Here is a 25,950-nt window from a genome sequence, read left to right as displayed (position 1 = left end):
ATGATCGAAGCCGAATTCTGGGACTATGAAGACGAGGATGAATGGGCCGAAGCCGTCGCCGGCGATATCGGTTTCATCATCGAACAGGCGCTGGACGCGCGCGGCCAGGCGCTGGTCGCTTTCCCCGGCGGCAGCACGCCCGGCCCGATCTTCGCCAAGCTGGCCAAGGCCAAGCTCAAATGGAAGAACGTCACGATCATTCCGACCGACGACCGGCTGGTCGCGGTCAGCGATCCGCTGAGCAATGTCGCGGGGATCGCCAAGGTCTTCATTCCGCTGGGCGCGCGCGTGCTGCCTATCGCCACCGAGAACAAGGATCACAAGCTGGCCGGCAACGCCGCCGACGCGCGGCTGCAGGACCTGCACTGGCCGCCCGATCTGGTCTGGCTCGGCATCGGGACCGATGGGCATACCGCCTCGATCTTTCCCGGCGCCGATCTCGACGAGGCGCTGAACGGTCCCAAGGCGCGCCGTGCAATCGGCGTGCTGCCCGATCCCCTGCCCGCCGAGGCGCCGGTGCCGCGCGTGACGCTGACCCGCGCCGCGATCCTGTCCGCACGCACGCTGACCATCGCGATCAAGGGCCAGGAAAAGCAGAAGGTGCTGGAGCGTGCGATCGCCGACGGGCCGAGCTCGAACGTCCCGATCGGCCGCGTGCTCGCCGATTACGAGCAGCCGATCGACATCCACTGGCTGACCGATTGAAAAGGGACCGCGCATGACCCTGCACCCCGAAATCGCCGCCGTCACCGATCGGGTGATCGAACGGTCGAGACCGGGGCGCGGCGCCTATCTCGACCTGATCGCGCGCGAGCGGGAAACGGGCATCGACCGGCCCCGGCTGTCCTGCGGCAATCTGGCGCATGGCTTTGCCGCATCGGGCGACGACAAGGCCGCGATCCGTGCCGGCAAGGCGATGAATATCGGCATCGTCACCGCCTATAACGACATGCTGTCCGCCCATCAGCCCTATGGGCGATACCCTGAGCAGATGAAGGTGTTCGCGCGCGAAGCCGGTGCGACCGCGCAGGTGGCGGGCGGCGTGCCGGCGATGTGCGACGGCGTCACCCAGGGGCAGGTCGGCATGGAGCTGTCGCTGTTCAGCCGCGACACCATCGCCATGGGCACCGCCATCGCGCTGAGCCATGGCATGTTCGAAAGCGCGGCCTTGCTCGGCATCTGCGACAAGATCGTGCCCGGCCTGCTGATCGGCGCGTTGCGCTTCGGCCATTTGCCGACCATCCTGATTCCCGCGGGACCGATGCCCACCGGCCTTGCCAACAAGGAAAAGCAGCGCGTCCGCCAGCTTTATGCCGAGGGCAAGGCGACGCGCGACGAACTGCTCGAGGCCGAAGCCGCCAGCTATCACGGCGCCGGCACCTGCACATTCTACGGCACCGCCAATTCCAACCAGATGATGATGGAAGTGATGGGCCTGCATGTGCCCGGCGCGGCCTTCGTCAATCCGGGCACCAAGCTGCGCCAGGAACTGACGCGCGCGGCGGTGCATCGCCTGACCCGGATCGGCTGGGACGGCGAGGATTACCGGCCGCTGGGGCTCTGCGTCGACGAGCGCGCGATCGTCAACGCGGCGGTCGGCCTGCTCGCGACGGGCGGATCGACCAACCACGCCATCCACTTGCCCGCGATCGCCCGCGCCGCCGGGATCCTGATCGACTGGGAGGATATGGACCGGCTGTCCGCCGCGGTGCCGCTGATTGCGCGCGTCTATCCCAATGGCGCCGGCGACGTGAATCATTTCCAGGCGGCGGGCGGCATGGCCTTCGTCATCCGCGAGTTGATCGAAGCGGGGCTGCTCCACCGCGACATCATGACGGTCTGGACCGCCGACCTTGCCGATTATGGACGCGAGCCTGTGCTCGACGGCGAAGCGCTCGCATGGACCGACGTCGCCGGGACACGCGACGACACCATGCTGCGCCCGGTCGCGGCCCCCTTCATGCCCGATGGCGGCATGCGGCTGCTGACCGGCAATCTCGGCCGCGCGATGATCAAGACCAGCGCGGTCGCGCCCGATCGCTGGACGATCGAGGCGCCGGCGCGGATCTTCTCCGACCAGGATCAGGTGATCACCGCATTCAAGGCCGGCGAGCTGGAACGCGACGTGGTCGTCGTCGTCCGTTTCCAGGGCCCGCACGCCAACGGCATGCCCGAACTCCACAAGCTGACCCCGTCGCTCGGCGTGCTCCAGGACAAGGGGTTTCGCGTGGCGCTGGTCACCGACGGGCGGATGTCTGGCGCATCGGGCAAGGTGCCCGCGGCGATCCATGTCAGTCCCGAAGCGCTCAACGACGGTCCGCTCGCGCGGTTGCGCGACGGCGATATCGTCCGCGTCTGCGCCACGCGCGGAGAGCTGACCGCGCTGGTAAGCGAGGCGGAATGGGCGTCGCGCGTGCCGGCCGACCCGCCGCCGCCGGCGATGGGCACGGGCCGCGAGCTCTTCGCGCTGATGCGCCGGGGCGCCGACGAAGCCGAATGCGGCGCATCGGCGATGCTGACATTCGCGGGATTGTGAGTCCTGTGCACCCGGCCCTCCGTGTCATTCCCGCGTAAGCGGGAATCCAGAGTCGCTCGTGCAGGTCTTCAACCTCTCCTGGATTCCCGCGTTCGCGGGAATGACATCAGAATAGGGATCAAGAGATGAAACCCATCGAAACCATCATGCGCACCGCGCCCGTCATCCCCGTGCTGGTGATCGAGGATGCCGCCCATGCCCGCCCGATCGCCGAGGCGCTGGTCGCCGGGGGCCTCAGGGTGCTGGAAGTCACGCTGCGCACCGACGCCGCGCTCGACGCGATCCGCGAGATGAAGCGGGTCGAGGGGGCGATCGTCGGCGCGGGCACCGTGCTCAACCCACAGACGCTGCGCGCAAGCATCGATGCGGGCGCCGAATTCATCGTCTCGCCCGGCCTCACCGAGTCGCTGGGCAAGGCCGCAGTCGAAAGCGGCATCCCCTTCCTGCCCGGCACCGCCAATGCCGGCGACATCATGCGCGGCCTCGACCTCGGCCTCACCCATTTCAAATTCTTCCCCGCCATGGCGGCGGGCGACACACCGGCGCTCAAGAGCCTGACCCCGGTGTTCGCCGATTGCCGTTTCTGCCCGACCGGCGGAATCACCGCGGAAACCGCGCCCGACTGGCTGGCGATCCCGCAAGTGCTGTGCGTCGGCGGCAGCTGGATGGTCGGCAAGGGCGCGCCCGATACGGCGGCGATCACCGCAGCCGCGGCACGGGCCGCTTCGCTGGCCTGATCCATCCAAGTCGGGCTGCGTCCGGACGATCTATCAAAGATAGACGCTGTCGATGATACTTGTCGCTTCTGATAGGCATCTTTAGACGCCCGTCCACAATCTTGTTCCCCGGGGAGGAAGCCCATGAAGACTCGCGCCGCCGTCGCATTCGAAGCCAAGAAGCCGCTGGAGATCGTCGAAGTCGACCTGGAAGGCCCCAGGGCCGGCGAAGTGCTGGTCGAGATCATGGCGACGGGCATCTGCCATACCGACGCCTATACGCTCGACGGCTTCGACAGCGAGGGCATCTTCCCTTCGATCCTCGGCCATGAAGGCGCGGGCATCGTCCGCGAGGTCGGCGCCGGCGTGACCTCGGTCGTCCCCGGCGATCACGTCATCCCGCTCTACACGCCCGAATGCCGTCAGTGTAAATCGTGCCTCAGCGGCAAGACCAATCTCTGCACCGCGATCCGCGCGACCCAGGGCAAGGGCCTGATGCCCGACGGCACGACGCGCTTCAGCTACAAGGGCCAGCCGATCTTCCATTATATGGGCTGCTCGACCTTCTCCAACTTCACCGTGCTGCCCGAGATCGCGGTCGCGAAGATCCGCCAGGACGCACCGTTCAAGACGAGCTGCTATGTCGGTTGCGGCGTCACCACCGGTGTCGGCGCGGTCGTGAACACCGCCAAGGTGCAGGTGGGCGAGAAGGTGGTGGTCTTCGGCCTGGGCGGCATCGGCCTCAACGTGATCCAGGGCGCCAAGATGGTGGGTGCGGACGTGATCGTCGGCGTCGATATCAATCCCGATCGCGAGGAATGGGGCCGCAGGTTCGGCATGACCCATTTCATCAACGGCAAGGGCAAGAGCCGTGACGAAGTGATCGCCGAAGTGCTCCAGCTGACCGATGGCGGCGCCGATTACAGCTTCGACGCGACAGGCAACACCGAAGTGATGCGCACCGCGCTGGAATGCTGCCATCGCGGCTGGGGCGAAAGCATCATCATCGGCGTGGCCGAAGCCGGCAAGGAAGTCAGCACACGGCCGTTCCAGCTGGTCACCGGCCGCGTCTGGAAGGGCACCGCGTTCGGCGGCGCCAAGGGCCGGACCGACGTGCCAAAGATCGTCGACTGGTATATGAACGGCAAGATCGAGATCGATCCGATGATCACCCATGTGCTGACGCTCGAAGAGATCAACAAGGGCTTCGACCTGATGCATGCCGGCGAGAGCATCCGCTCGGTCGTCGTGTTCTGAACTGAAGACCAAAAGGGAGAGTCTGCCATGTTCTCACATGTGATGCTCGGCGCGAACGACGTCGAAAAATCCAAGACATTCTACGATGCCACTCTGGGTGCGCTCGGTGCCAAGCCGGCCCGGATCGATGACCATGGCCGGCTGGTCTATATGAACAATGGCGGCGTGTTCATGGTCACCACGCCGATCGACGGCGATTCGGCCTGCCACGCCAATGGCGGCACGATCGGCTTTGCCGCGTCGTCCCCCGAACAGGCAGATGCATGGCATGCGGCGGGCGTCGCCAATGGCGGCACCGCCTGCGAGGATCCGCCGGGTTTCCGCGAGGGTGGCTTCGGCAAGCTCTATCTTGCCTATCTGCGCGACCCCGACGGCAACAAGCTGTGCGCCCTGCACCGCCCGGCCGCCTGATCCCGGCCGATCGATGACGCTCGAAACCGTTTCGACCAACACCTGCTTCGGCGGCACGCAGGGCGTCTACGCCCATGCGTCCGCCGAAACCGGCACGCGCATGACCTTTGCGGTGTTCCTGCCGCCCCAGGCCGAGGCACCGGGCGCGAAGCTGCCGGTGCTCTGGTATCTCTCGGGACTCACCTGCACCCATGCCAATGTCATGGAGAAGGGCGAGTATCGCCGGGCGGCGGCGGAGCTCGGCGTCATCATCGTCTGTCCGGACACCTCGCCGCGCGGCGACGACGTGCCCGACGACGAAGGCTATGATTTCGGCAAGGGCGCCGGCTTCTACGTCGACGCCACCGCCGAGCCGTGGCGGACCAATTACCGCATGTATTCCTATGTCACCGAGGAGCTTCCCGCGATCATCGCGGCGAATTTCCCCGCCGATATGGCGCGTCAGGCGATCACCGGCCATTCGATGGGCGGGCATGGCGCGCTGACCATCGCGCTCAAGCATCCCGATCGCTATCGCAGCGTCTCCGCCTTCGCGCCGATCAGCGCGCCGCTAGACTGTCCCTGGGGGCACAAGGCGCTGGGCGGTTATCTGGGCGACGACCGCACAAGCTGGCGCGCCTATGATGCGACCGCGCTGATCGCGGATGGCGCGCGCATATCCGAGATCCTCGTCGATCAGGGTGCCGCCGACACTTTCCTCGTCGAGCAGCTGAAGCCCGAACTGCTGCAGGCCGCGTGCGAAAAGGCGGGAATCCCGCTGACGCTGCGCATGCAGCCGGGTTACGACCACAGCTATTATTTCATCTCGACCTTCATGGACGATCATATCCGCTGGCATGCGGAGCGGCTGTTCGCGGGATAGCTTCAACCCACACCGCGTCATTCCGGCGAAAGCCGGAATCTCGTTTTTCCGATCACCGCGGCAAAAGAAGAAGTGAGATTCCGGCTTTCGCCGGAATGACGAAATATATGGTCTGCGTTCGCGGGAATGACATGGGGTGGGCGTTGGTCTAGTCCCCGGTCATGCAGCTTCGCTTCCTCGACTATTTCGTCGCGCTTGCCCGCGAGAAGCATTTCGCGCGGGCGGCGGAAAGCTGTCATGTCACCCAGCCGACACTCTCGGCCGGCATTGCTTCGCTGGAGGAAATGCTCGGCAAGCGGCTGGTGGTGCGCGACCGGCGCTTTATCGACCTGACGCCGGAGGGGCATGCGATCCTGCCCTTTGCGCGTCAGCTGCTCGCCGATCATGAAGGACTGCGCCGCGCGATCGACGCGCCGGCCGGGCCGTTACGCGGCGAGCTCCGGATCGGATCGATCCCGGCAGCGATGCCGTGCATCGGCCATCTGATGCGTGCGCTCCACGCCCAGCATCCCCGGCTGCAGGTGACGATCCGATCGCTCACCTCGCGAGAAATCGAGCGCGCCCTGCTCGACTATGAGCTGGAAGCGGGGCTCACCTATCTCCACGACGAGCCGCCGACCCAGGTGCGCGCGGTGCCGCTCTATTCGGAGCGCTACATGTTCGCGACACGCACCGATTCGCCGCTCGGCGCCAAACAGGCGGTAACGTGGCGCGAAGTCGCGGCGGCGCCGCTCTGCCTGCTTCATCAGGGCATGCAGAATCGCCGCATCCTCGACGCGCATCTCGCCCGGCTCGGCCTTGGCATCGCGCCGATCGCGACCGCCGATTCCTATGTCGCGCTGCTGTCGATGGTCGCGCACGGCGGATTGTCGAGCATCGTCACCGACAGCCATGCCGAATTCGTCGCGGGCGATCCCGAGCTCCGCGTGATAGAGATCGTCGATCCGGCACCCCCCAACAGCATCGGCCTGATCGTGCTCGACCGCGAGCCGCTTTCGCCGCTGGCGAGAGCCGCGCTGGCCGTCGCGGAATCGATCGAGTTGCTGACGCCGTTGCGCACGGTTTGATAGACATGATCTATCAAGGATAGCAGCTCTCGATTTGACCTTTGCCGCGATATGCGTGACCGCTTGAGCCATGAAACTGCCAAGCAACGCAGCCACGCCAGAGGATGTCAGAACGATCGTGCGCCGCCACGCGCATCGCGAAGGCGCGCTGCTGCCGATCCTGCATGCCATCCAGGCCGATCATGGCTGGATCGACGAAACCGCGATCCGCACGGTCGCGCATGAAATGAACCTGACCCGAGCCGAAGTGCATGGTGTGGTCAGCTTCTATCATGATTTCCGCACCCGTCCCGAGCCGCGCCCCGTGCTCAAATTATGCCGCGCCGAGGCCTGCCAGGCGCGCGGATCCGAACCGCTCGCCAGCTGGGCCGAAACCATGGCGGGCGATCGCATCGCGATCGAGCCCGTCTATTGCCTGGGTCTGTGCAGCGTCGGCCCCAATGCGATGCTGGACGGCGATGTCCATGCCCGGCTCGACCAGGCATCGCTCGGCGCGCTGATCGAGGCATTGTGATGCGGATCCTGATCTCCGACGACGCGCTTGCGATCGCCTGTGGCGCCGATCGCGTCGCCACCGCCTTTTCGCGCGCCGCCCCCGATGCCGAGATCGTCCGGGTCTCGAGCTGGGGCATGCATTGGCTCGAACCGCTGGTCGAGATCGAGATCGACGGGGTGCGGACCGGCTACGGCCCCGTCGCACCGGCCGATGTCCAGGCGATCCTGGATGGCGGCGCCGACACGATCCGGATCGGCGACGTCGCGGCGCATCCCTTCATCGCCGGCCAGACCCGGCTGACCTTCGCGCGCGCGGGCAGGACACGGCCGCTTTCGCTCGACGATTATGAAGCGACGGGCGGATGGGCCGGGCTGCGCGCCGCACAGGCGATGACGCCGGGCGAGATCGTCGAGACCGTCACGGCATCGGGGCTGCGCGGGCGCGGCGGCGCGGGTTTCCCCGCGGGGATCAAATGGAAGACGGTGCTCGATGCGCCGGGTGACCGGAAATATATCGTCTGCAATGCCGATGAAGGCGATAGCGGCACCTTTGCCGATCGCATGCTGATCGAGGGCGATCCCTATGTGCTGATCGAGGGCATGGCGATCGCCGGGCTTGCGACCGGCGCGGACACCGGCTTCGTCTATCTCCGTTCCGAATATCCGCATGCCATCGCCAAGCTCGAGGCGGCCGTGGCGCGCAGCCGGTCGATCGTCGCGCCGTTTACGATCGAAGTCCGCGTCGGCGCGGGCGCCTATGTCTGCGGCGAGGAAACATCCTTGCTCAATTCGCTGGAAGGCAAGCGCGGCGAGGTCCGCGCCAAGCCGCCGCTGCCGGCGCATGAAGGGCTGTTCGGGCGCCCGACCGTCATCAACAACGTCCTGACGCTTGCCGCCGTGCCTTTCGTGCTTGCCGAAGGGCCGCAGGCCTATGCCGATTACGGCATGGGGCGCTCGCGCGGGACCATGCCGATCCAGCTTGCCGGCAATATCCGCCATGGCGGCCTGTTCGAGACCGCATTCGGCATCACGCTCGGCGAATTGGTCGATACGATCGGCGGCGGCACCGCAAGCGGCCGGCCGGTACGCGCGGTACAAGTCGGCGGTCCGCTCGGCGCCTATTTCCCGCCGGCCTTGTTCGATACCCCATTCGACTATGAGGCCTTTGCGGCACGCGACGGGCTGATCGGCCATGGCGGAGTGACCGTGTTCGACGACAGTGTCGACATGGCGGCGCAGGCGCGCTTTGCAATGGCGTTCTGCGCGGTCGAAAGCTGCGGCAAATGCACGCCCTGTCGCCTGGGCTCGACGCGCGGAGTCGAGACGATCGACCGGATCGTCGCGAACGAGAACAGGCTGGCCAATATCGCGCTGGTCGAGGAATTGTGCGAGACGATGAAGTTCGGTTCGCTCTGCGCGCTCGGCGGTTTCACGCCCTATCCCGTGCTCAGCGCACTCCATCATTTCCCCGAGGATTTCGGATTGAAGGAAGCGGCCGAATGACGCGTGGCCGGACCCTGGGCGCAATCATCGCCGGCGGCCAATCGCGCCGGTTCGGCAGCGACAAGGCGCTCGCCGCGCTCGACGGCACGCCCCTGCTCGATCATGTCGCCGGCGCACTGGGTGCGCAGACCGACGCGCTGGTCGTGGTCGGGCGCGACTGGCCGGGGCTGTGCGCGATACCCGACCGGCCCGAACCCGATCAGGGCCCGCTGGGCGGGCTGTGCGCCGCGCTCCACCATGCGCGCGACCATGGCTTCGAAACCGTGCTGACCGCGGGATGCGACATATTGCCGCTGCCGACGAACCTGCCGGCGCTGCTTGGCGCGGCCAATGCCGTGGCGAAAGGCCAGCCGCTGATCGGGCTGTGGCAGGCGAGCCTTGCCGACGCGCTCCACCAGTATCTCGCCACGCAGGACGACCGCACGATGCGTGGCTGGATCGCGATATCGGGTGCGCGAACCGTCGCGCTCGATACCGCCTTCCACAATTTCAATACACCCGAGGATCTCGCCTCCTACCGTCAGGATCGGGCAGCATGACCTATTCTCGCCAGACCGATTTCGGCACGCCCGAATCCCACTCAGACCGGACGGTGACGCTCACCATCGACGGCCGCGCCGTCACCGTGCCCGCGGGCACCACGGTGATGCGCGCCGCCGCCGAGATCGGCACCGCGATCCCCAAGCTGTGCGCGACCGATTCGCTCAAGCAGTTCGGATCCTGCCGGCTCTGCCTGGTCGAGATCGACGGCGCGCGCGGCACCCCGGCATCGTGCACCACGCCGGCGGCGGAGGGCATGACCGTCCATACCCAGACGCCCAGGCTGCAGAAGCTGCGCAAGGGCGTGATGGAGCTCTATATCTCCGATCACCCGCTCGATTGCCTGACCTGCGCGGCCAATGGCGATTGCGAGCTTCAGGATCAGGCGGGCGCGGTGGGCTTGCGCGACGTGCGCTACGGCTATCAGGGCGAGAATCACCTTGGCCAGACCAAGGATCATTCAAATCCTTATTTCGACTTCGATTCCTCGAAATGCATCGTCTGTTCGCGCTGCGTGCGCGCCTGCGAAGAGGTGCAGGGCACCTTCGCGCTGACCATCCAGGGCCGCGGCTTCGGATCGCAGGTTTCGGCGGGAACCGCGGCCGACGATTTCCTCTCCTCCGAATGCGTTTCCTGCGGCGCCTGCGTCCAGGCCTGCCCGACCGCGACGCTGAGCGAGAAGATGCTGGTCGAGATCGGCACGCCCGAACGCTCGGTCGTCACCACCTGCGCCTATTGCGGCGTCGGCTGCACCTTCCGCGCCGAGATGCGCGGCGAGCAGCTCGTCCGCATGGTGCCGTGGAAGGACGGCAAGGCCAATCGCGGCCATAGCTGCGTCAAGGGGCGCTTCGCCTGGGGCTATGCCCAGCATGAGGAGCGCATCACCAAGCCCATGATCCGCGCCAGCATCGACCAGCCCTGGCAGGAAGTGAGCTGGGAACAGGCCTTTGCCCATGCCGCATCCGAACTGAAGCGAATCCAGGCCAAATATGGCCAGCGTTCGATCGGCGGCATCACCTCCAGCCGCTGCACCAATGAGGAGACCTTCCTCGTCCAGAAGCTGATCCGCGCCGGATTCGGCAACAACAATGTCGATACCTGCGCCCGCGTCTGCCACTCGCCGACCGGCTATGGTCTCAAGACCACGTTCGGCACCTCCGCCGGCACGCAGGATTTCGACAGCGTCGAACATACCGATGTGATGCTGGTGATCGGCGCGAACCCGACCGACGCGCATCCCGTATTCGGCAGCCGGATGAAGAAAAGGCTGCGCGAAGGCGCGAAGCTGATCGTCATCGATCCGCGCCGGATCGACCTTGTCCGCTCGCCGCATGTCGAGGCCGCGCATCATCTGCCGCTGCGGCCCGGCACCAATGTCGCGGTGCTGACCGCGCTGGCGCACGTCATCGTCACCGAGGGGCTGGCCGACGAAGCCTTTATCCGCGAGCGCTGCGACTGGGACGAATATCGGGACTGGGCCGATTTCGTCTCGAACGAGAAGAACAGCCCCGAAACGCTGGCGCCGGTCACGCTGGTCGACCCCGCAGAGCTGCGCGCAGCGGCCCGGCTCTACGCCACGGGCGGCAACGGCGCGATCTATTACGGACTGGGCGTCACCGAGCACAGCCAGGGTTCTTCCACCGTGATGGCGATCGCCAATCTCGCCATGGCGACGGGCAATATCGGCCGGCCCGGCGTGGGCGTGAATCCCCTGCGCGGACAGAACAACGTCCAGGGCGCATGCGACATGGGCAGCTTCCCGCACGAATTGTCGGGCTATCGCCACATCTCCGACGGCGCGACGCGGGCACTGTTCGAAGACGACTGGGGCGTCAGCCTCGATGCGGAGCCTGGCCTGCGCATCCCCAACATGCTCGATGCCGCCGTCGATGGCAGTTTCAAGGCGATCTATATCCAGGGCGAAGACATCCTCCAGTCCGACCCCGATACGCGCCACGTCTCCGCCGGCCTCGCCGCGATGGAATGCGTCATCGTCCAGGACCTGTTCCTCAACGAGACCGCCAATTACGCGCATATCTTCCTGCCGGGCTCCACCTTCCTCGAAAAGGACGGCACCTTCACCAATGCCGAGCGCCGCATCCAGCCGGTCCGCAAGGTGATGTCGCCATTGAACGGCTATGCCGACTGGGAAGTGACCCAGGAACTGGCGCGGGCCATGGGGCTCGACTGGAACTACACCCATCCCAGCGAGATCATGGACGAGGTCGCGCGGCTGACGCCGAGCTTCGCGGGGGTCAGCTTCAAACGGCTCGACGAAGCCGGATCGCTGCAATGGCCGGTCAACGAAGCGGCGCCCGAGGGCACGCCGACGATGCACATCGACGGTTTCGTGCGCGGCAAGGGCAAGTTCGTCGTCACCGACTATGTGCCGACCGACGAGAAGACCGGCCCGCGTTTCCCCCTGCTGCTCACCACCGGCCGCATCCTCAGCCATTACAATGTCGGCGCACAGACGCGGCGGACCGCGAACACCGCCTGGCACCCCGAGGACCGGCTGGAGATCCATCCGGTCGATGCCGAGGATCGTGGGCTCACCGACGGCGCCTGGGTGCGGCTCGCCAGCCGTTCGGGCGAAACCACCCTGCGCACGCAGGTGACCGACCGCGTCGCGCCGGGCGTGGTCTACACCACTTTCCACCACCCCGCGACGCAGGCGAATGTGGTCACGACCGACTTCTCCGACTGGGCGACCAATTGCCCGGAGTACAAGGTGACCGCGGTGCAGGTGACCCCGTCCAACGGCCCGACCGACTGGCAGGAGGGCTATGAGGCGCTGTCCGAACGCTCGCGCCGCATCGCCCCGCTGGAGGCCGCCGAGTGAACGGTCAGGAACGCCTGATCTACATGGCCAACCAGATCGCCCGGAATTTCGGCGCGATGCGTCACGAGCATGCGGTGGCCGCCGTGGCCGACCATATCCGAATGTTCTGGGACCCGCGCATGAAGGCGAAGGTGTTTGCGGACGGCGCCGGACTGGTGCCCGTCGCGGCTGCCGCGATCGACATGCTGAAGGCGGGGGTGGATCCGGGACACCAGACCCATGCCACCGAATTCAACGCAGTGGACGAAAGCGGCGGCTCGGACGCCGGGTAGATTATTCCGTCAAACCCACCAGCGCCCACCAATTACGTGCCGCATGAAGGACACGTATGATCGAAACCGCTCCCGCACCCTTGGGCTGGTAGAAGATCAGAATGTTCTGAAATCCGCGTATGCGCCATTTGCGCAGGCCCGATAATCTCGGGTGGCGAGACTCGACCGGCGTACCGATACCGCCCGATACGCCCAGGCCGGTAAAGTCGGCATCGATGGCGGTCAGGAAGCGTTCGGCAACGTCCAGCCCCGCCTCATCGCGCAGCCATCGATAATGTTCGGCAATATCGCGTCGCGCGGCGGCGCGTACGAAAATCGAAACCGCAGTCAAATGCGGCCCGCTGCCTCACGACGGATATCGTCCAGATCGGTGTGCGACCATTCGGTTTCGGGAGAGGCTAGTCCCTCGAGCAGCATGGTTTCAAGGCGATCGCTTGCCTTGCGCCGTTCGTCTTCGCGAATGAGTTCGCGAACATATTCGCTCACACTGCCATGCCGCCCCTCGGCGACCTGCGCTTCGACAAACGCTCTGAGCGGGCCCGGCAAAGAGATGTTCATGCTGTCCACTACCCAAAATTAGGTGCAGTGGCAGGAAATGGCAAGCCGGACACTGGCTTGCCATTTGCGTGTTGGGCCAGCGTTACTCGCTCTTCGCCAGCTCCGCCTCAATCGCCGCGACCAGCGCTGCATCGTCGGGGGCGGTCGTCGGGGCGAAGCGGGCGGCGACTTCGCCGTCGCGGCCGATCAGGAACTTCTCGAAATTCCACAGTATTTCGGGCTCGGGATTGGGCGTCATGCCATATCCGCGCAGCTTCTCGCGAAACGCCTCGGGATCGCCGGCGGCGCTCGGCGCCGCTTCGGTGAGCGCTGCGTAAAGCGGATGCTTGTCGGCGCCAGTCACCTGCATCTTGGCGAACATCGGGAAATCCACGCCGAAATTGGTCGTGCAGAAATCGGCGATCTCGTCGTTGGTCCCCGGCTCCTGCGCGCCGAAGTCGTTGGCGGGAAAGCCGGTCACGACCAGCCCCTGGTCGCGATATTTGGCGTAAAGCGCCTCCAGCCCCTCATATTGCGGGGTGAGCCCGCATTTGGACGCGACATTGACCGCGAGCACGACCCGCCCCGCATAATCGGCGAGCGACGCGTCGGCGCCGGCAATGGTCTTGAGCGGGATATCCTGAATTGCGGTCATACTGCTCTCCTTCGATGTGTCGGCGCGACAACGAAAAGGGGCTCCCGAAGGAGCCCCGATCCGATCAGTAAACCCGCGCCTTGGGTTTGATATATTCGGCCTCGTCGGTCAGCGTATATTCGTGGACCGGGCGATAATCGAGCGATACGGCGCCCTTGTCGAACCAGCTGATCGTGTGCTTCATCCAGTTGGCGTCGTCGCGATCGGGGTGATCCTCGTGCATGTGCGCGCCGCGGCTTTCCTTGCGGTTGGCGGCCGAATGCATCGTCACCACGGCCTGAGGCAGCATGTTGTCGAGCTCCAGCGTCTCGACCAGGTCGGTGTTCCAGATCAGCGAGCGATCGGTGACGCCGATATCCTGCAGATTGGCATAGACCTTGTCGATCAGGCCCTGGCCCTCGCGCAGCAATTCGGTGTCGCGGAACACCGCGCAATGCCGCTGCATGGTGTGCTGCATGTCGAGGCGGATCTTCGCCGTCGGCGTGCCGCCCGCGGCATTGCGATAGCGATCGAGGCGGCCCAGCGCCTTCTCGTCCGCCTCGGCATTGATCTTGCCGTGCGAGCTGTTCGGCTTGATCAGCTCCGCGATGCGGAAGCCGGTCGCGCGGCCAAACACCACCAGATCGATCAGCGAGTTGGAACCGAGGCGATTGGCGCCATGGACCGAAACGCACGCCGCTTCGCCCACCGCGAACAGGCCGGGGACGACGCTGTCGGGATTGCCGTCCTTCAGCGTCACGACCTCGCCGTGATAGTTACAGGGGATGCCGCCCATATTGTAGTGGACTGTCGGGGTCACAGGCAGCGGCTGGCGCGTCAGGTCGACGCCGGCGAAGATCTTGCCGGTCTCGGTGATGCCGGGCAGCCGTTCCGCCAGCACCGCGGGATCGATGTGATCCAGGTGCAGGAAGATATGGTCCTTGTTCTTGCCGACGCCGCGGCCTTCGCGCATCTCCATCGCCATCGAGCGCGCGACCACGTCGCGGCTGGCGAGATCCTTGGCGGAGGGGGCATAGCGCTCCATGAAGCGCTCGCCCTCGGAATTGGTGAGATAGCCGCCTTCGCCGCGCGCACCCTCGGTGATCAGCACGCCCGCGCCGTAGATGCCGGTCGGGTGGAACTGGACGAATTCCATGTCCTGGAGCGGCAGGCCGGCGCGCAGCACCATGCCGCCACCGTCGCCGGTGCAGGTGTGCGCCGAGGTCGCCGAGAAATAGGTGCGGCCCGAGCCGCCCGTCGCCAGCACGACGGCGTGGCTGCGGAAGCGGTGGATCGATCCGTCCTCCATGCAGAGCGCGATCACGCCCTTGCACTCGCCGCCCTCCATGATGAGGTCGAGCGCGAAATATTCGATGAAGAAGTCCGCGTCATACTTCAGGCTCTGCTGATAGAGCGCGTGGAGCATGGCGTGACCGGTCCGGTCGGCCGCGGCGCAAGTGCGCTGGACCGGCGGGCCGGCGCCCATATTCTGCATGTGGCCGCCGAACGGACGCTGATAGATCTTGCCCTCTTCGGTGCGGCTGAACGGCACGCCGGCATGTTCGAGCTCGATCACCGCGGCCGGCGCCTCACGCACCATATATTCGATCGCATCCTGGTCGCCGAGCCAGTCGGATCCCTTGACGGTGTCGTACATATGCCAGGTCCAGTGATCCGGACCCATATTGCCCAGGCTGGCGGCGATGCCGCCCTGTGCCGCCACGGTGTGCGACCGGGTCGGGAACACCTTGGTGATGCAGGCGGTCTTCAGGCCCTTTTCGGCGATGCCCATGGTGGCGCGCAGGCCGGAGCCGCCGGCGCCCACGACCACGGCGTCGTACACATGGTCGATGATCTTATAGGCTTGCGTCATCAGGCGGGGGCTCCACCGAAAGCGATGCGGGCAACGGAGAAGACGCCGAGCGCGGCGCCGCCGATCGCGTAGAAGTTGAGAAGAACGATGCTCAGGACCCTGAGCGCATCGTCATGGACATAATCCTCGATCATCACCTGCATGCCGATGCGCAGATGCCAGAAGACGCAGATGATCAGCAGAATCATCGGCACCGCCGCAAGCGGGCTGGACAGCCATGCGACGATCGCGCCGTAATCGAAGCCGGGAAGCCGGATCAGCGAGAAGATGAACCACAGGACGAGGACGAGATTGCCGAGCGCGGTCATGCGCTGGATCAGCCAGTGATGCGATCCGTGCCTTGCCGAGCCGAGGCCGCGAACGCGGCCGATTCCGGTGCCGCTACCCATTAGAGGCCCCTCCCGAGAATGATCATCCACAATCCGATCGTGGCGAGGACCGCACCGACGAAGACGCCGATCGACCACATCTTGTTCGACTGCAACTCATAGCCGGCACCGGTATCGAGTACGAAATGGCGCAGGCCCGAAAAGAGATGCTGGAAAAAGGCCCAGCTCAGGCCGATCGCGACGACATAGCCCGGCCACCAGGTCGCCCAGCTCATGAAGGTCTCATAGGCCTCCGGTCCGCTTGCGGCGGCGGCCAGCCACCAGACCAGGCCGATCGCGCCGACGACGGCCAGGCCGTTGCCCGTCACGCGGTGTATGATGGAGACCGTCATGGCCGGTCCCCATTTCCAGATGCCCAGATGCGGCGAGAGGGGCCGTTTGGGATTGCGAGTCATCATATCCCCCTTGGATTCCGGGACGCTGTTAGGACTAACCTTTCGCTCATGCAACACGGCGATGACAGCTGATCGACCGAACTTACAGCTCGTTAACCAAGTCAGGCTATTCCCGTCCCGCGCACAGTTTTCCGGGGATGCCATAGTGAGCAAGGCCGATCAGCAGATCTCGATTCCCATCGCCGAGCGACTGGCCGATTTCGATTGGGACGGTCAGCTCGCCCCCGCCTGCCGCGATGTCCATGCGCTGATCGGACCGTCGGCCGAGGCCATCGCCCGCGATTTCTGGGAACAGTTCCTGCGTTCGAAAGGCACGGCGCCGATCCGGCACCAATATGGCGAAGCCAAGCTGGCCGAAGCCGTTGCTGCCAGCCGCGACTATATCCTCACCAAATTCTCCGACCCGACCGGACAGACCTGGGCCGATCTCGCCATCGGCCATGCCGCCTATATCCGTGCCGCGGGCGTGCCGCTCTACAGCCTGCTCGGCGCGCTGTGCCACGCCGGCAATCGGGCCAACGAAGCCCTGTGGGAGGCAGTGGGCCACGAGCCCGACCGTTATCGCCGCGGCGCCGAAGCGATCCAGCGCATCGGCGTGATCGAGGCCGAGATCATGGCCGATTTCATCCGATCGCGGAACGCGCAACAGGCGCGCACCGAGCGCGTCGAACGCGCGGGCACCTTCAACGAACGGATCGCGAGCGAAGTCGAGGTCGCGTCCGAGCTCGGCCAGTCGCTGCGCAGCCAGGCGCATGGCGCGTCCGCCTCTGCGCGCGGCATGTTGAGCAAGGCATCCGAGGTCGCCGCCGCCGCCGAACAGTCGGCGCTGGCGATGCGCGAAGCCGCGCAGACTGCGGCCGGGCTGATCCGTGCGATCGAGGATGCACGCGCCGAAGTCGAGGTTGCCGCCGAGATCGCCACGCGGGCGTCGAGCCAGGCGGGCGAGGCGGTTGGTGTTTCCCAAATGCTCTCGTCGCACGCCGAATCGATCGAATCGATCCTGGGCCTGATCCGCGAGATCGCCGGCCAGACCAATTTGCTGGCGTTGAACGCCACGATCGAGGCGGCCCGTGCCGGCGATGCCGGGCGCGGCTTTGCGGTGGTGGCGCAGGAAGTGAAGTCGCTCGCCAACCAGACGGCGCGCGCGACCGACGAAATTGCGGGCAAGATCGATGCGATCCAGACCGCGACACGCACGACCGTCCAGACCAGCGTCTCGATCCGCCAGACGGTGAGCGAAGTGCAATCCTCCGCCGAGCGCATCCGCGACGCGATGGAGTTGCAGGCGCAGACCGTCACGATGATCACCGCCGCGGTCGACGAAACCGCGCTTGCCGCCGATTCGATGTCGGGCACGATCGCGTCGATTCGCGCGGACACCGAGAATGTCGCGACCGAGATCGATCAGCTCGAGACCGGTTTCGGCACCATGGCGCAACGGATCGGTACGTTGAAGCAGGCGGCCGGGAGCTATGTCGCGCGGATCGGCTGAGCGACGAGGAGAGCGCTTGAGGGATTTCGAGGCAGGTGGAATCACCTGCCGGCTCGGAAATCCCGGCAAACAAAGGGATCTCTAGAGTCGGCCCGGTTCAATCCGAACCGGATCGACTCTAGGCTCGACGCGTGTCCGCCGCTAAAGCGGCGCCATGACCAATATCCTCCTTACCGGCGCCACCCGCGGGATCGGTGCCGCGATAGCCACACGCCTGGAACAGGACGGCGTCCGCCTGATCGGCACCGGCAGCGCCGATGGCGATCTTTCGGACCCGGCGACCCCCGCCAGATTGTGGCACGACGCGCTCGAGCGGCTGGACGGGCGGATCGACATCCTCGTCAACAATGCCGGCATCTTCGAAGCGGCACCGCTCGATTCGACCCATGAGCAATGGGTCGCGGCGTGGGAACGGACGATGCGGATCAACCTGACCGCGTCTGCCGAACTCTGCCGTCTCGCCGTCCTTCATTTCCGCGAGCGCAGTACGGGTGGCCGGATCGTCAATATCGCCAGCCGCGCCGCCCATCGCGGCGACAGCCCGGCGCATTGGCATTATGCCGCCTCCAAGGCGGGCATGGTCGCGATGACGAAGACGATCGCGCGCGGTTATGCGAACGAAGGCATCTACGCTTTCGCCGTCTGCCCGGGCTTCACCATGACCGGCATGGCGGAGGACTATCTGGCCAGCCGCGACGGCAGCGCATTGCTCGCCGACATTCCGCTCGGCAAGGTCGCCGATCCCGAGGAAGTGGCCGAAGTCACCGCATTCTGCGCATTCGCCGCGCCCCCCTCGATGACGGGCGCGGTGCTCGACGTGAACGGAGCAAGCTATGTCCGATAGCTGGAAACTCACCTTGCCCTGCACGCTGGCCGAGGCGCAGGCGCTGAATGAAGATATCGCGCCGCTGGCGATGCTTGCTTCACCACCGGTGCTGATGACCAGCGAAGCGGAACCCGACAATCCCGACGCCTGGCGGCTCGACGCCTATTTCGACGCCGAGCCCGACGCCGCCGCGATCGCGCTCATCCGCGGACTCGTGCCGAGCGCCGGACGCAAGAAACCGAAGATCGAGAAGCTCGCCGCGCAGGACTGGCTGACGATGAGCCAGGCCGGCCTCGAGCCCGTCCATGCCGGCCGTTTCTTCGTCCATACCTCGGCCCATTCGGGGCTGGTTCCGCCGGGCACGCGGCCGTTCCTGATCGAGGCCGGCCTTGCCTTCGGCACCGGCCAGCACGAGACGACGACGGGCTGCCTGTTGATGCTCGATGCGCTCAAGCGCCGCGGCAGCGTGTTCCGCGACATGCTCGATCTCGGCACCGGCACCGGCCTGCTCGCCTTTGCCGCGATGCATCTCTGGCCGCGCGCCTATGCGACGGCATCGGACATCGATCCGATCGCGATCGACGTCACCCGCGAAAATGCAGGGATCAACGGCATTTCGCTTGGCAGCCGCGAAGGACGGCTGGCGCTCGCGGTGGCGCCCGGCATGGCGCATCGGCTGCTCCGCCATCGCGCGCCCTATGACCTGATCATCGCCAATATCCTGGCCGGCCCGCTGATCGAGATGGCGCCGCCGATCGCCAATGCCCTAGACGAAGGCGGTACGCTGATCCTTGCCGGGCTGCTCGACAGCCAGGCCGCGCGCGTCGCAAGCGCCTATCGCCGCCACGGCCTGCGGCTTGCCGGCCGCATCGATCGCGGCGACTGGCCGACACTCCGCCTGGTCAAGCGCCGCGGGCGATAAGGGGGGTACACACGTCACCAAAACCCGTTCGTGTCGAGCGAAGTCGAGACACGCAGCGCGGTCCCCAACGTCCCTCGACTTCTCCGCACAGCGGAGAAGCCTGTCCTGAGCGCCTGCCTTGGCAGGCAGTCGAAGGGCTCGGGACAAACGGTATGGGCGCAAGAAATTAACCCGACTGCCTGAAGGACAGCGTTTCCCACACCGCGACCAGCAGCAGGATCGCGGTGGTGGCGAGCGACAGCATCACCGGCTGCAGATGCGCGGCGGCGAGCGCCAGCGCCGTGATCAGCACCACCCCGACGATATGGGATAGTGGCAGATGCACGGCGGTGGTGCGCTTGAACGCCATGTTGCCGACCAGATAGAGTGCAGGCCCGCCAAGGATCGCGGCAACCGTCATCGGATCGGCATGGCCGACCGGATGCGCCAGCACCAGTTCGTCGGCGGCCGCGGTCACGATGATGCCCGCGACGATGGGGATATGGAGATAGGTATAGGCCAGCCGCGCCATCCGGCCGGGATCGTCGTGATGCGCGATCCTGTCGCTGCCGCGGGCGGCGCCGATGTTGAAATAGATCCACCACATCGCGATCGTACCGAGAAAGGCACTGACGAAGCCGGCGATCTCGGCGGCGTTCCACGGCACGTCCGCGAAGGTGGCGCCGGTGATCAGCACCGATTCGCCCAGCGCGATGATGACGAACAGGCCGCAGCGCTCGGCCAGATGATGCCCCTCGACATTCCATGTGCCCGTCGACGTCTTCCCCAGCCCGGGCACGATGAAGCCGACAAACGGGCCGGTGTAATCGAGCGCCAGCGCCGCGATCCACCAGCCGATGCGCGCAGGGCCGTCCGCCAGCGCACCGGCGATCCAGAGCGGTGCCGAAGCGACGGCCCAGATCAGGATACGCTGGAAATTGCGGTGATTGTCAGGGCTGTGCCCTCTGAGCGCGCCGAGCATGAACAGCGGACGCCCGATCTGGATCGCAAGGAATGCCGCCACGAACACGCCGCCGCGCGCGTCGAATGCCTGGGGGATCGAGAGCGACATCAGCAGCCCGAGCCCCATCAGCACGAACAGCAGCAGGCGCACCGCCATGCGCTCGACATCGAGCCAGTTGGTGACCCAGGCGGTGTAGATCCATACCCACCAGATCGCGAGCAGCAGCATGCCGGTCTGGACCGCGCCAACCGGCGTCAGATGCGCAAGCAGCCCGTGGCTGAGCTGGGTGATCGCAAAGACGAAGACGAGATCGAAGAACAGTTCGACATAGCCGACCCTGGCATCGGCATGCGCGTCGGTGCGGGGGCGCAGCAGCCCGTGCGTCGCTGGCTCCGCCATGTTAGACGGCCGCTCGCGATCGCGACACGAGCGCGAGCAGAAGCAGCCCGCCGATCGCGCTGATATTCTTGAGGAAATGCAGCCACTGCCCGTGGAAATCCGCGGCCGACACCGCCCAGAACGGGTGGGAGAGCAGTGCGTCGACGAGCAGGAACGCCGCCATCACGGGCGCCACGATCGCAACCCGCCACCCGATCATGATCGCAAGCCCTGCCGCCGCCTCGAAAGCGGAAAAGCCCAGGGGGCCGATCGCCGCAGGTGCGGCCCCACCCAATATCATCATGATCCGTTCTAAGCCGAGCCCGACAAAGACGCTGGCGATCAGCACGCGCGTCATCACGAAAAGGGCATCATGCCCCGTCAGCCCTGTCCGATCCATTGCCGCCCTCCTGCCTGCCACATCCCGACTATTCCGTCCGGGATGCGCCATGGCAAGGTGCGGAATTCAGCCCTCGCGTTCCTCGCGCTCGCGCCGCAAGCCGAGCCACTGGACCAGTTCCTCGAGCGGAATGATCGGCAGGAATTCGAGGCCGACATAATCGCCCTCCTGCCAGCGGATCACGGCCTTGACGGGACGCAACCCATCTATGGTGACCACCGCATCTTCGTCGACGGGCAGATAATCCGCGACCTTCACCTTGGCACCGCCCTGGGACAGGTCGCTCACTTCGACCCGCCACGTCTCCGAACCGATGCGCAGCCGCGCATAGCCGCGCACTTCCAGTCGCGGCGCCCGCGGCTTGCGCCCATCCCCGACGCCGCGATTGCGGAGAACCTCGGACACGTCGACGCGCTCGTCGAAGACGATGCCGACATTGTCGCCCTGAACCCAGCGGATCGTGCCGGCGACACAATGGTCGGATTTGAGTTCGATGACGACGCGATCGCCCACCTCATGCGGTGAATAGACATGCGCCATCAATCCGCCTTCGGAGATATTGCGGATCAGGCAGAGTTCCTGGTTTCGCGCGCAGATCATCTTGCCGACCCTGAGGATCGTGATCAGGCGCTGATCGTGACGCCGATCGGGTTGCGGAATGAACGCGCCCGGAATCGGCGCATCGTCATCCACGCGCGGAATCTTACCTGTGATTACATTGCCTTGGGCCATGGGGGTGTCCAGCCTTTTGCTCGAAAATGCTTTGGACGGAAACGCACCATTTCCATCCCCCCACAGCATCGGAAAATGACGATCAAGAGTTAAAACTCTCTAAAGATCGCCCGGTTCGTAAACATTTTGTCTAACCGTGCCAGATTATTGAGCTTCGGCAACGATCCGGGCCCATGCAGCCTCGTCTATGACGGAAATCCCAAGTTCCGCCGCTTTCTTAAGCTTGGATCCCGCGCCCGGACCTGCGACGATTATATCCGTTTTGGATGAAACTGACCCCGAAACCTTGGCACCGAGTGATTCCGCCTGTGCCTTCGCTTCATCGCGACTCATCGATTCGAGCGTACCGGTGAACACGACGGTCTTGCCGCTGACTTCCGACGCCTTGGTCTCATGGATCACGTCGGAGGGGGAAAGCTGGCCGAGCAGATCGTCGACAGCGTCGACATTGTGCGGCTCCGCAAAGAAATCGACCAGTGCCAGTGCGACCTCCGGCCCGACGCCGGGAGTCTCGATGATCGCCGCGAGTTCCTTCGCCTCACGCGCCAGGAATTTCTCGTCGGTTTCCCCGACCGCCTGGACGAGTTCGCCGCGCCTGGCGAGCGCGCGATCGATCAATGCGCGGAATTCGGACCAGCTGCGATAGCGCCGCGCCAGATCGCGCGCCGTCACTTCGCCGACGTGACGAATGCCCAGCGCGAACAGGAAACGGTCGAGCGGCGGATTGCGGCGCGCATCGATCGCCGAGAGCAGATTCGCTGCCCAGACATCGCCCTTCTTCTTGCGCGCGAGCAATTGCTCCTCACCAAGCTTGAAGATGTCGGCGGGGCTGGCGATCAACCCGTCACGGAAGAACTGCACGATCTGCGTCAGCCCCAGCCCCTCGATATCGAGCGCATGGCGCGACACGAAATGGCGCAATCGCTCGACGCGCTGCGCGGGGCAGATCAGTCCGCCGGTGCAGCGATAATCGACCTCGCCCGGCTCACGTTCCGCCGCGGAGCCGCATTCCGGACAGGTGAGGGGGAATGGCCATGTCCCACGCGCCTCGTCGCGCGCGAGATTCTCCGCGATCTGCGGAATGACGTCGCCGGCGCGCTGCACGACGACGCGATCGCCCGGCCAGACATTCAGTCGACCGATCTCGTCGGCATTATGGAGCGTCGCATTGGTCACCACCACGCCGCCCACGGTCACCGGCTCCAGCCGCGCGACCGGCGTGAGCTTGCCCGTGCGGCCGACCTGGATGTCGATGGCATTGAGAACGGTCTGCGCGCGCTCGGCGGGAAATTTGTGCGCGATCGCCCAGCGCGGTGCCTTGGCGACGAAGCCCAGTCGCTGCTGCCAGTCCAGCCGATCGACCTTGTAGACCACGCCATCGATGTCGAACGGCAGATCGGCACGCATCTGCTCGATCCGGCGATATTGGGCGAGCGCGGCTTCGACCACATCGGCGCGGACCAGCATGTCGCTGACCGGCAGCCCCCAGCCTGCGATCGCCTGCATCACGCCATATTGCGTGTCGGCCGGCACGGCCGAGGCCTCGCCCCAGCCATGCGCGAGGAAGCGCAGCGGGCGCGACGCGGTGATCGCCGGATCCTTCTGGCGCAGCGACCCGGCGGCGGCGTTGCGCGGATTGGCGAATTGCCGTGCCTTGTCGGGGTCGTCGGCCTCGGCCAGGAGGCGCGCATTGAGCGCCGCAAAATCGGCCTTGGCCATATAGACCTCACCGCGCACCTCGAATATTTCGGGCACATCGCCCGTCAGCCGTTGCGGGATATCGCCGATCGTCCGCACATTGGCGGTCACGTCCTCGCCCGTCGTTCCGTCGCCGCGCGTCGCCGCGAGGACGAGCATGCCCTTTTCATAACGCAGCGAACATGAAAGCCCGTCGATCTTGGGCTCGGCGGTCAGGGCCACGCGATCATCCGCACCAAGCGCCAGGAAGCGCCGCGCACGGATCACGAACTCGATCACCTCGTCATCGGCAAAGGCATTGTCGAGACTGAGCATCGCCCGCGCATGCGCCACCTTGGCGAGATGCCCCGCCGGCGCCGCGCCGACCGCCCGGCTGGGCGAATCGCTGCGGACGAGATGCGGGAACTCGGCCTCCAGCGCGGTATTGCGCCGCACAAGCGCGTCATAGTCCGCATCCGACAGTTCGGGCGCGTCGTCGGTATGGTAGAGCCGGTTGTGCCGCGCGATTTCGGCCGCGAGCCGTTCGAGTTCGGCAGTGGCGTCTTCTTCGGTCACGCAGCCTCCAGCAGCTTGCCCGCCTGCGCGCGGGCCTCATCGGTGATATTCGCGCCCGACAGCATGCGCGCGATCTCCTCGCGGCGCTCCGCTTCGTCGAGCGCCGTCACGCCGGTGCGCGTGACGATGCCGTCATGGCTCTTGGCGATCAGCAGATGTGCGGCGCCCCGCGCCGCGACCTGCGGGCTGTGGGTCACGACCAGGAGCTGCGCCTTGCCCGCCAGCCGCGCCAGACGCTCGCCGATCGCCGACGCCACCGCGCCGCCGACACCGCGATCGATCTCGTCGAAGATCATCGTGGCGGCTCCGCCCTCTTCGGCAAGCGCGACCTTGAGCGCCAGGATGAAGCGCGACAATTCGCCGCCGCTGGCGATCTTGACCAATGGCGCGAAGGGCGCGCCGGGATTGGTCGAAATCTCGAATTCGATCCGGTCGCGCCCTTCCGCGCCCCATTGCCCCTCCGGCAGGGTCTCGACGACGGTGCGGAACCGTGCGGAATCGAGCTTCAGCGGCGCAAGTTCGGTCGCGACGGCCGCGTCGAGCCGCGCCGCCGCCGCCTTGCGCACCATACTCAGCGCCTCGGCGGCGCGGGCGTAGATCGCGGCCTTTTCCGCGCACTCGGCCTCGAGCTCCGCAAGCCCCTCGGCACCGGCCGCGATTCGCGCGTGCCGATCCTGAAGCTCGCGCAGCAATGCGCCCAGCGCATCGGGCGCGACACGGTGCTTGCGCGCCAGCCCGCGCAGTTCGAACAGCCGCGTCTCGATCAGTTCCAGCCGCTCGGGGTCATGGCGCAGCGCTTCTGCCGCCTGCCGCAGCCGATCCTCGGCATCGGAAGCCTCGATCATCGCGCGATCGAGCGCGGCCAATGCCTCGGCGAGCAGCGCATGCTCACCCGCCATCCGGTCGAGCCGACGCGCCGCCTGACGAAGCTGCGCAAGGCCGCCGTCCGACCCGTCGAACGCGTCCATCACCGCGACCATATCCTCCGACAGGCGCGCCCCCTTCTGCATGTCGGCGCGCTCGGTGGCGAGCATATCCTCTTCACCATCCTCGGGCGCGAAACGCGACAATTCGTCGATCGCATGTTCGAGCCATTCGCGATCCTGCGCCGCGGTCTCGATATCCGCCCGCGCCCGCGCCAATGCCTGTTCGGCGGCGCGCCATGCGCCATGCGCGGCGGCGACCGCACGGACATCCGCACGCGCGAAACTATCGAGCAACGCGCGGTGACCACGCGGATTGAGCAAGCCGCGATCGTCATGCTGGCCGTGGATCTCAACGAACATGCTGCCGAGTTCGCGCAGCAATCCGGCGGATACCGGCTGGTCATTGACGAAAGCGCGACTGCCGCCATCCGCCTTCACCACGCGGCGGACGACCACCGGCTCACCGGGTGCCGCTTCGAGCCCATTCTCCGCCAGCATCACGCGCGCCGGATGTGCCGGATCGTCGATCTCGAAGCTTGCGCTGACCACCGCCTGCCCCTGGCCCTGGCGCACCAGTCCGCTTTCGGCGCGCGCGCCGAGCGCCAGACCGAGCGAATCGAGCAGGATCGACTTGCCGGCGCCAGTTTCGCCGGTCAGCACACCGAGCCCCCGCCCGAACTCAAGGTCGAGCGCCTCGATCAGCACGACATCGCGGATGGACAAGACGGTCAGCATCGCGGGATGATTAG

At 65.9% G+C, this 25,950-nt stretch carries 26 protein-coding genes; 15 read left to right on the top strand and 11 right to left on the bottom strand.

What is annotated here, in order from left to right; genetic code table 11:
* The 12 genes from pgl (at position 1) to AC3WN8_RS08470 (ending at position 12,501) form a co-directional block, all read left to right on the top strand.
* Positions 1-705, top strand: a complete 705-nt coding sequence (pgl, locus tag AC3WN8_RS08525) for a 6-phosphogluconolactonase (protein WP_492668974.1) — start codon at positions 1-3, stop codon at positions 703-705.
* A 13-nt stretch (positions 706-718) separates the two neighbouring features.
* On the top strand, positions 719-2,536 hold the full coding sequence (gene edd / locus AC3WN8_RS08520; protein ID WP_492668973.1) for a phosphogluconate dehydratase: 1,818 nt from the start codon (positions 719-721) through the stop codon (positions 2,534-2,536).
* Between the two features lie 125 nt (positions 2,537-2,661).
* Entirely contained in the window at positions 2,662-3,273 is a 612-nt protein-coding gene (gene eda / locus AC3WN8_RS08515; protein WP_492668972.1) for a bifunctional 4-hydroxy-2-oxoglutarate aldolase/2-dehydro-3-deoxy-phosphogluconate aldolase, read from the top strand.
* Positions 3,274-3,396: 123 nt separating this feature from the next.
* Complete coding sequence (locus AC3WN8_RS08510) at positions 3,397-4,509, top strand: S-(hydroxymethyl)glutathione dehydrogenase/class III alcohol dehydrogenase (RefSeq protein ID WP_492668971.1); 1,113 nt, start codon at positions 3,397-3,399, stop codon at positions 4,507-4,509.
* Between the two features lie 27 nt (positions 4,510-4,536).
* Positions 4,537-4,920, top strand: coding sequence for a VOC family protein (locus AC3WN8_RS08505; protein ID WP_492668970.1), 384 nt, complete (start codon positions 4,537-4,539; stop codon positions 4,918-4,920).
* Between the two features lie 13 nt (positions 4,921-4,933).
* Entirely contained in the window at positions 4,934-5,782 is an 849-nt protein-coding gene (gene fghA / locus AC3WN8_RS08500; protein ID WP_492668969.1) for an S-formylglutathione hydrolase, read from the top strand.
* 161 nt (positions 5,783-5,943) lie between these two features.
* Positions 5,944-6,849, top strand: coding sequence for a LysR family transcriptional regulator (locus AC3WN8_RS08495; RefSeq protein WP_492668968.1), 906 nt, complete (start codon positions 5,944-5,946; stop codon positions 6,847-6,849).
* Positions 6,850-6,919: 70 nt separating this feature from the next.
* Positions 6,920-7,363: an NAD(P)H-dependent oxidoreductase subunit E gene (locus AC3WN8_RS08490; RefSeq protein ID WP_492668967.1), complete on the top strand. Its 444-nt coding sequence runs from the start codon at positions 6,920-6,922 to the stop codon at positions 7,361-7,363.
* Complete coding sequence (locus tag AC3WN8_RS08485; RefSeq protein WP_492668966.1) at positions 7,363-8,847, top strand: formate dehydrogenase beta subunit; 1,485 nt, start codon at positions 7,363-7,365, stop codon at positions 8,845-8,847. Before AC3WN8_RS08490 ends, AC3WN8_RS08485 begins: the two co-directional genes overlap by 1 nt.
* Entirely contained in the window at positions 8,844-9,386 is a 543-nt protein-coding gene (gene mobA, locus AC3WN8_RS08480) for a molybdenum cofactor guanylyltransferase (protein ID WP_492668965.1), read from the top strand. The genes AC3WN8_RS08485 and mobA overlap by 4 nt, the downstream gene beginning before the upstream one ends.
* On the top strand, positions 9,383-12,229 hold the full coding sequence (gene fdhF, locus AC3WN8_RS08475; RefSeq protein WP_492668964.1) for a formate dehydrogenase subunit alpha: 2,847 nt from the start codon (positions 9,383-9,385) through the stop codon (positions 12,227-12,229). Before mobA ends, fdhF begins: the two co-directional genes overlap by 4 nt.
* On the top strand, positions 12,226-12,501 hold the full coding sequence (locus AC3WN8_RS08470) for a formate dehydrogenase subunit delta (protein ID WP_492668963.1): 276 nt from the start codon (positions 12,226-12,228) through the stop codon (positions 12,499-12,501). Before fdhF ends, AC3WN8_RS08470 begins: the two co-directional genes overlap by 4 nt.
* A gap of 1 nt (position 12,502) precedes the next feature.
* Here the strand turns inward: AC3WN8_RS08470 and AC3WN8_RS08465 are convergent, their stop codons facing one another.
* From AC3WN8_RS08465 to sdhC, 6 genes are all read right to left on the bottom strand, one after another.
* Positions 12,503-12,832 (bottom strand): type II toxin-antitoxin system RelE/ParE family toxin, encoded by a 330-nt coding sequence (locus AC3WN8_RS08465; RefSeq protein ID WP_492668962.1) that lies wholly within the window; start codon positions 12,830-12,832, stop codon positions 12,503-12,505.
* Positions 12,829-13,059: a type II toxin-antitoxin system ParD family antitoxin gene (locus tag AC3WN8_RS08460; RefSeq protein ID WP_492668998.1), complete on the bottom strand. Its 231-nt coding sequence runs from the start codon at positions 13,057-13,059 to the stop codon at positions 12,829-12,831. The genes AC3WN8_RS08465 and AC3WN8_RS08460 overlap by 4 nt, the downstream gene beginning before the upstream one ends.
* A gap of 82 nt (positions 13,060-13,141) precedes the next feature.
* Positions 13,142-13,693 (bottom strand): glutathione peroxidase, encoded by a 552-nt coding sequence (locus AC3WN8_RS08455; RefSeq protein WP_492668961.1) that lies wholly within the window; start codon positions 13,691-13,693, stop codon positions 13,142-13,144.
* 64 nt (positions 13,694-13,757) lie between these two features.
* Positions 13,758-15,545, bottom strand: a complete 1,788-nt coding sequence (gene sdhA / locus AC3WN8_RS08450; RefSeq protein WP_492668960.1) for a succinate dehydrogenase flavoprotein subunit — start codon at positions 15,543-15,545, stop codon at positions 13,758-13,760.
* Positions 15,545-15,934: a succinate dehydrogenase, hydrophobic membrane anchor protein gene (gene sdhD / locus AC3WN8_RS08445; protein WP_492668959.1), complete on the bottom strand. Its 390-nt coding sequence runs from the start codon at positions 15,932-15,934 to the stop codon at positions 15,545-15,547. The genes sdhA and sdhD overlap by 1 nt, the downstream gene beginning before the upstream one ends.
* On the bottom strand, positions 15,934-16,329 hold the full coding sequence (gene sdhC, locus AC3WN8_RS08440) for a succinate dehydrogenase, cytochrome b556 subunit (RefSeq protein WP_492668958.1): 396 nt from the start codon (positions 16,327-16,329) through the stop codon (positions 15,934-15,936). The genes sdhD and sdhC overlap by 1 nt, the downstream gene beginning before the upstream one ends.
* A gap of 145 nt (positions 16,330-16,474) precedes the next feature.
* Here sdhC and AC3WN8_RS08435 point away from each other — a divergent pair, with 145 nt between their 5' ends.
* From AC3WN8_RS08435 to AC3WN8_RS08425, 3 genes are all read left to right on the top strand, one after another.
* Complete coding sequence (locus AC3WN8_RS08435; RefSeq protein WP_492668957.1) at positions 16,475-17,821, top strand: methyl-accepting chemotaxis protein; 1,347 nt, start codon at positions 16,475-16,477, stop codon at positions 17,819-17,821.
* 154 nt (positions 17,822-17,975) lie between these two features.
* The gene (locus AC3WN8_RS08430; protein WP_492668956.1) at positions 17,976-18,665 is read left to right on the top strand and encodes an SDR family NAD(P)-dependent oxidoreductase; all 690 of its coding nucleotides are present in this window, start codon (positions 17,976-17,978) and stop codon (positions 18,663-18,665) included.
* Entirely contained in the window at positions 18,655-19,569 is a 915-nt protein-coding gene (locus tag AC3WN8_RS08425; protein WP_492668955.1) for a 50S ribosomal protein L11 methyltransferase, read from the top strand. Before AC3WN8_RS08430 ends, AC3WN8_RS08425 begins: the two co-directional genes overlap by 11 nt.
* Positions 19,570-19,735: 166 nt before the next feature.
* Here the strand turns inward: AC3WN8_RS08425 and AC3WN8_RS08420 are convergent, their stop codons facing one another.
* The 5 genes from AC3WN8_RS08420 to recN form a co-directional block, all read right to left on the bottom strand.
* Positions 19,736-20,911 carry a low temperature requirement protein A gene (locus tag AC3WN8_RS08420; RefSeq protein WP_492668954.1) on the bottom strand — a complete coding sequence of 392 codons (1,176 nt, stop codon included), beginning with the start codon at positions 20,909-20,911 and terminating at the stop codon, positions 19,736-19,738.
* 1 nt (position 20,912) lies between these two features.
* Positions 20,913-21,290, bottom strand: coding sequence for a hypothetical protein (locus AC3WN8_RS08415; protein WP_492668953.1), 378 nt, complete (start codon positions 21,288-21,290; stop codon positions 20,913-20,915).
* 66 nt (positions 21,291-21,356) lie between these two features.
* Entirely contained in the window at positions 21,357-21,983 is a 627-nt protein-coding gene (locus AC3WN8_RS08410; protein ID WP_492668952.1) for a PilZ domain-containing protein, read from the bottom strand.
* A 183-nt stretch (positions 21,984-22,166) separates the two neighbouring features.
* Complete coding sequence (gene ligA / locus AC3WN8_RS08405; protein ID WP_492668951.1) at positions 22,167-24,275, bottom strand: NAD-dependent DNA ligase LigA; 2,109 nt, start codon at positions 24,273-24,275, stop codon at positions 22,167-22,169.
* Positions 24,272-25,936 (bottom strand): DNA repair protein RecN, encoded by a 1,665-nt coding sequence (gene recN, locus AC3WN8_RS08400; RefSeq protein ID WP_492668950.1) that lies wholly within the window; start codon positions 25,934-25,936, stop codon positions 24,272-24,274. Before recN ends, ligA begins: the two co-directional genes overlap by 4 nt.
* Between the last annotated feature and the right edge of the window lie 14 nt (positions 25,937-25,950).

It is taken from the genome of Sphingobium sp. FW305-3-2-15-F-TSA7 (assembly GCF_058787155.1).
This window is presented reverse-complemented; position numbering and strand designations above follow the sequence as displayed.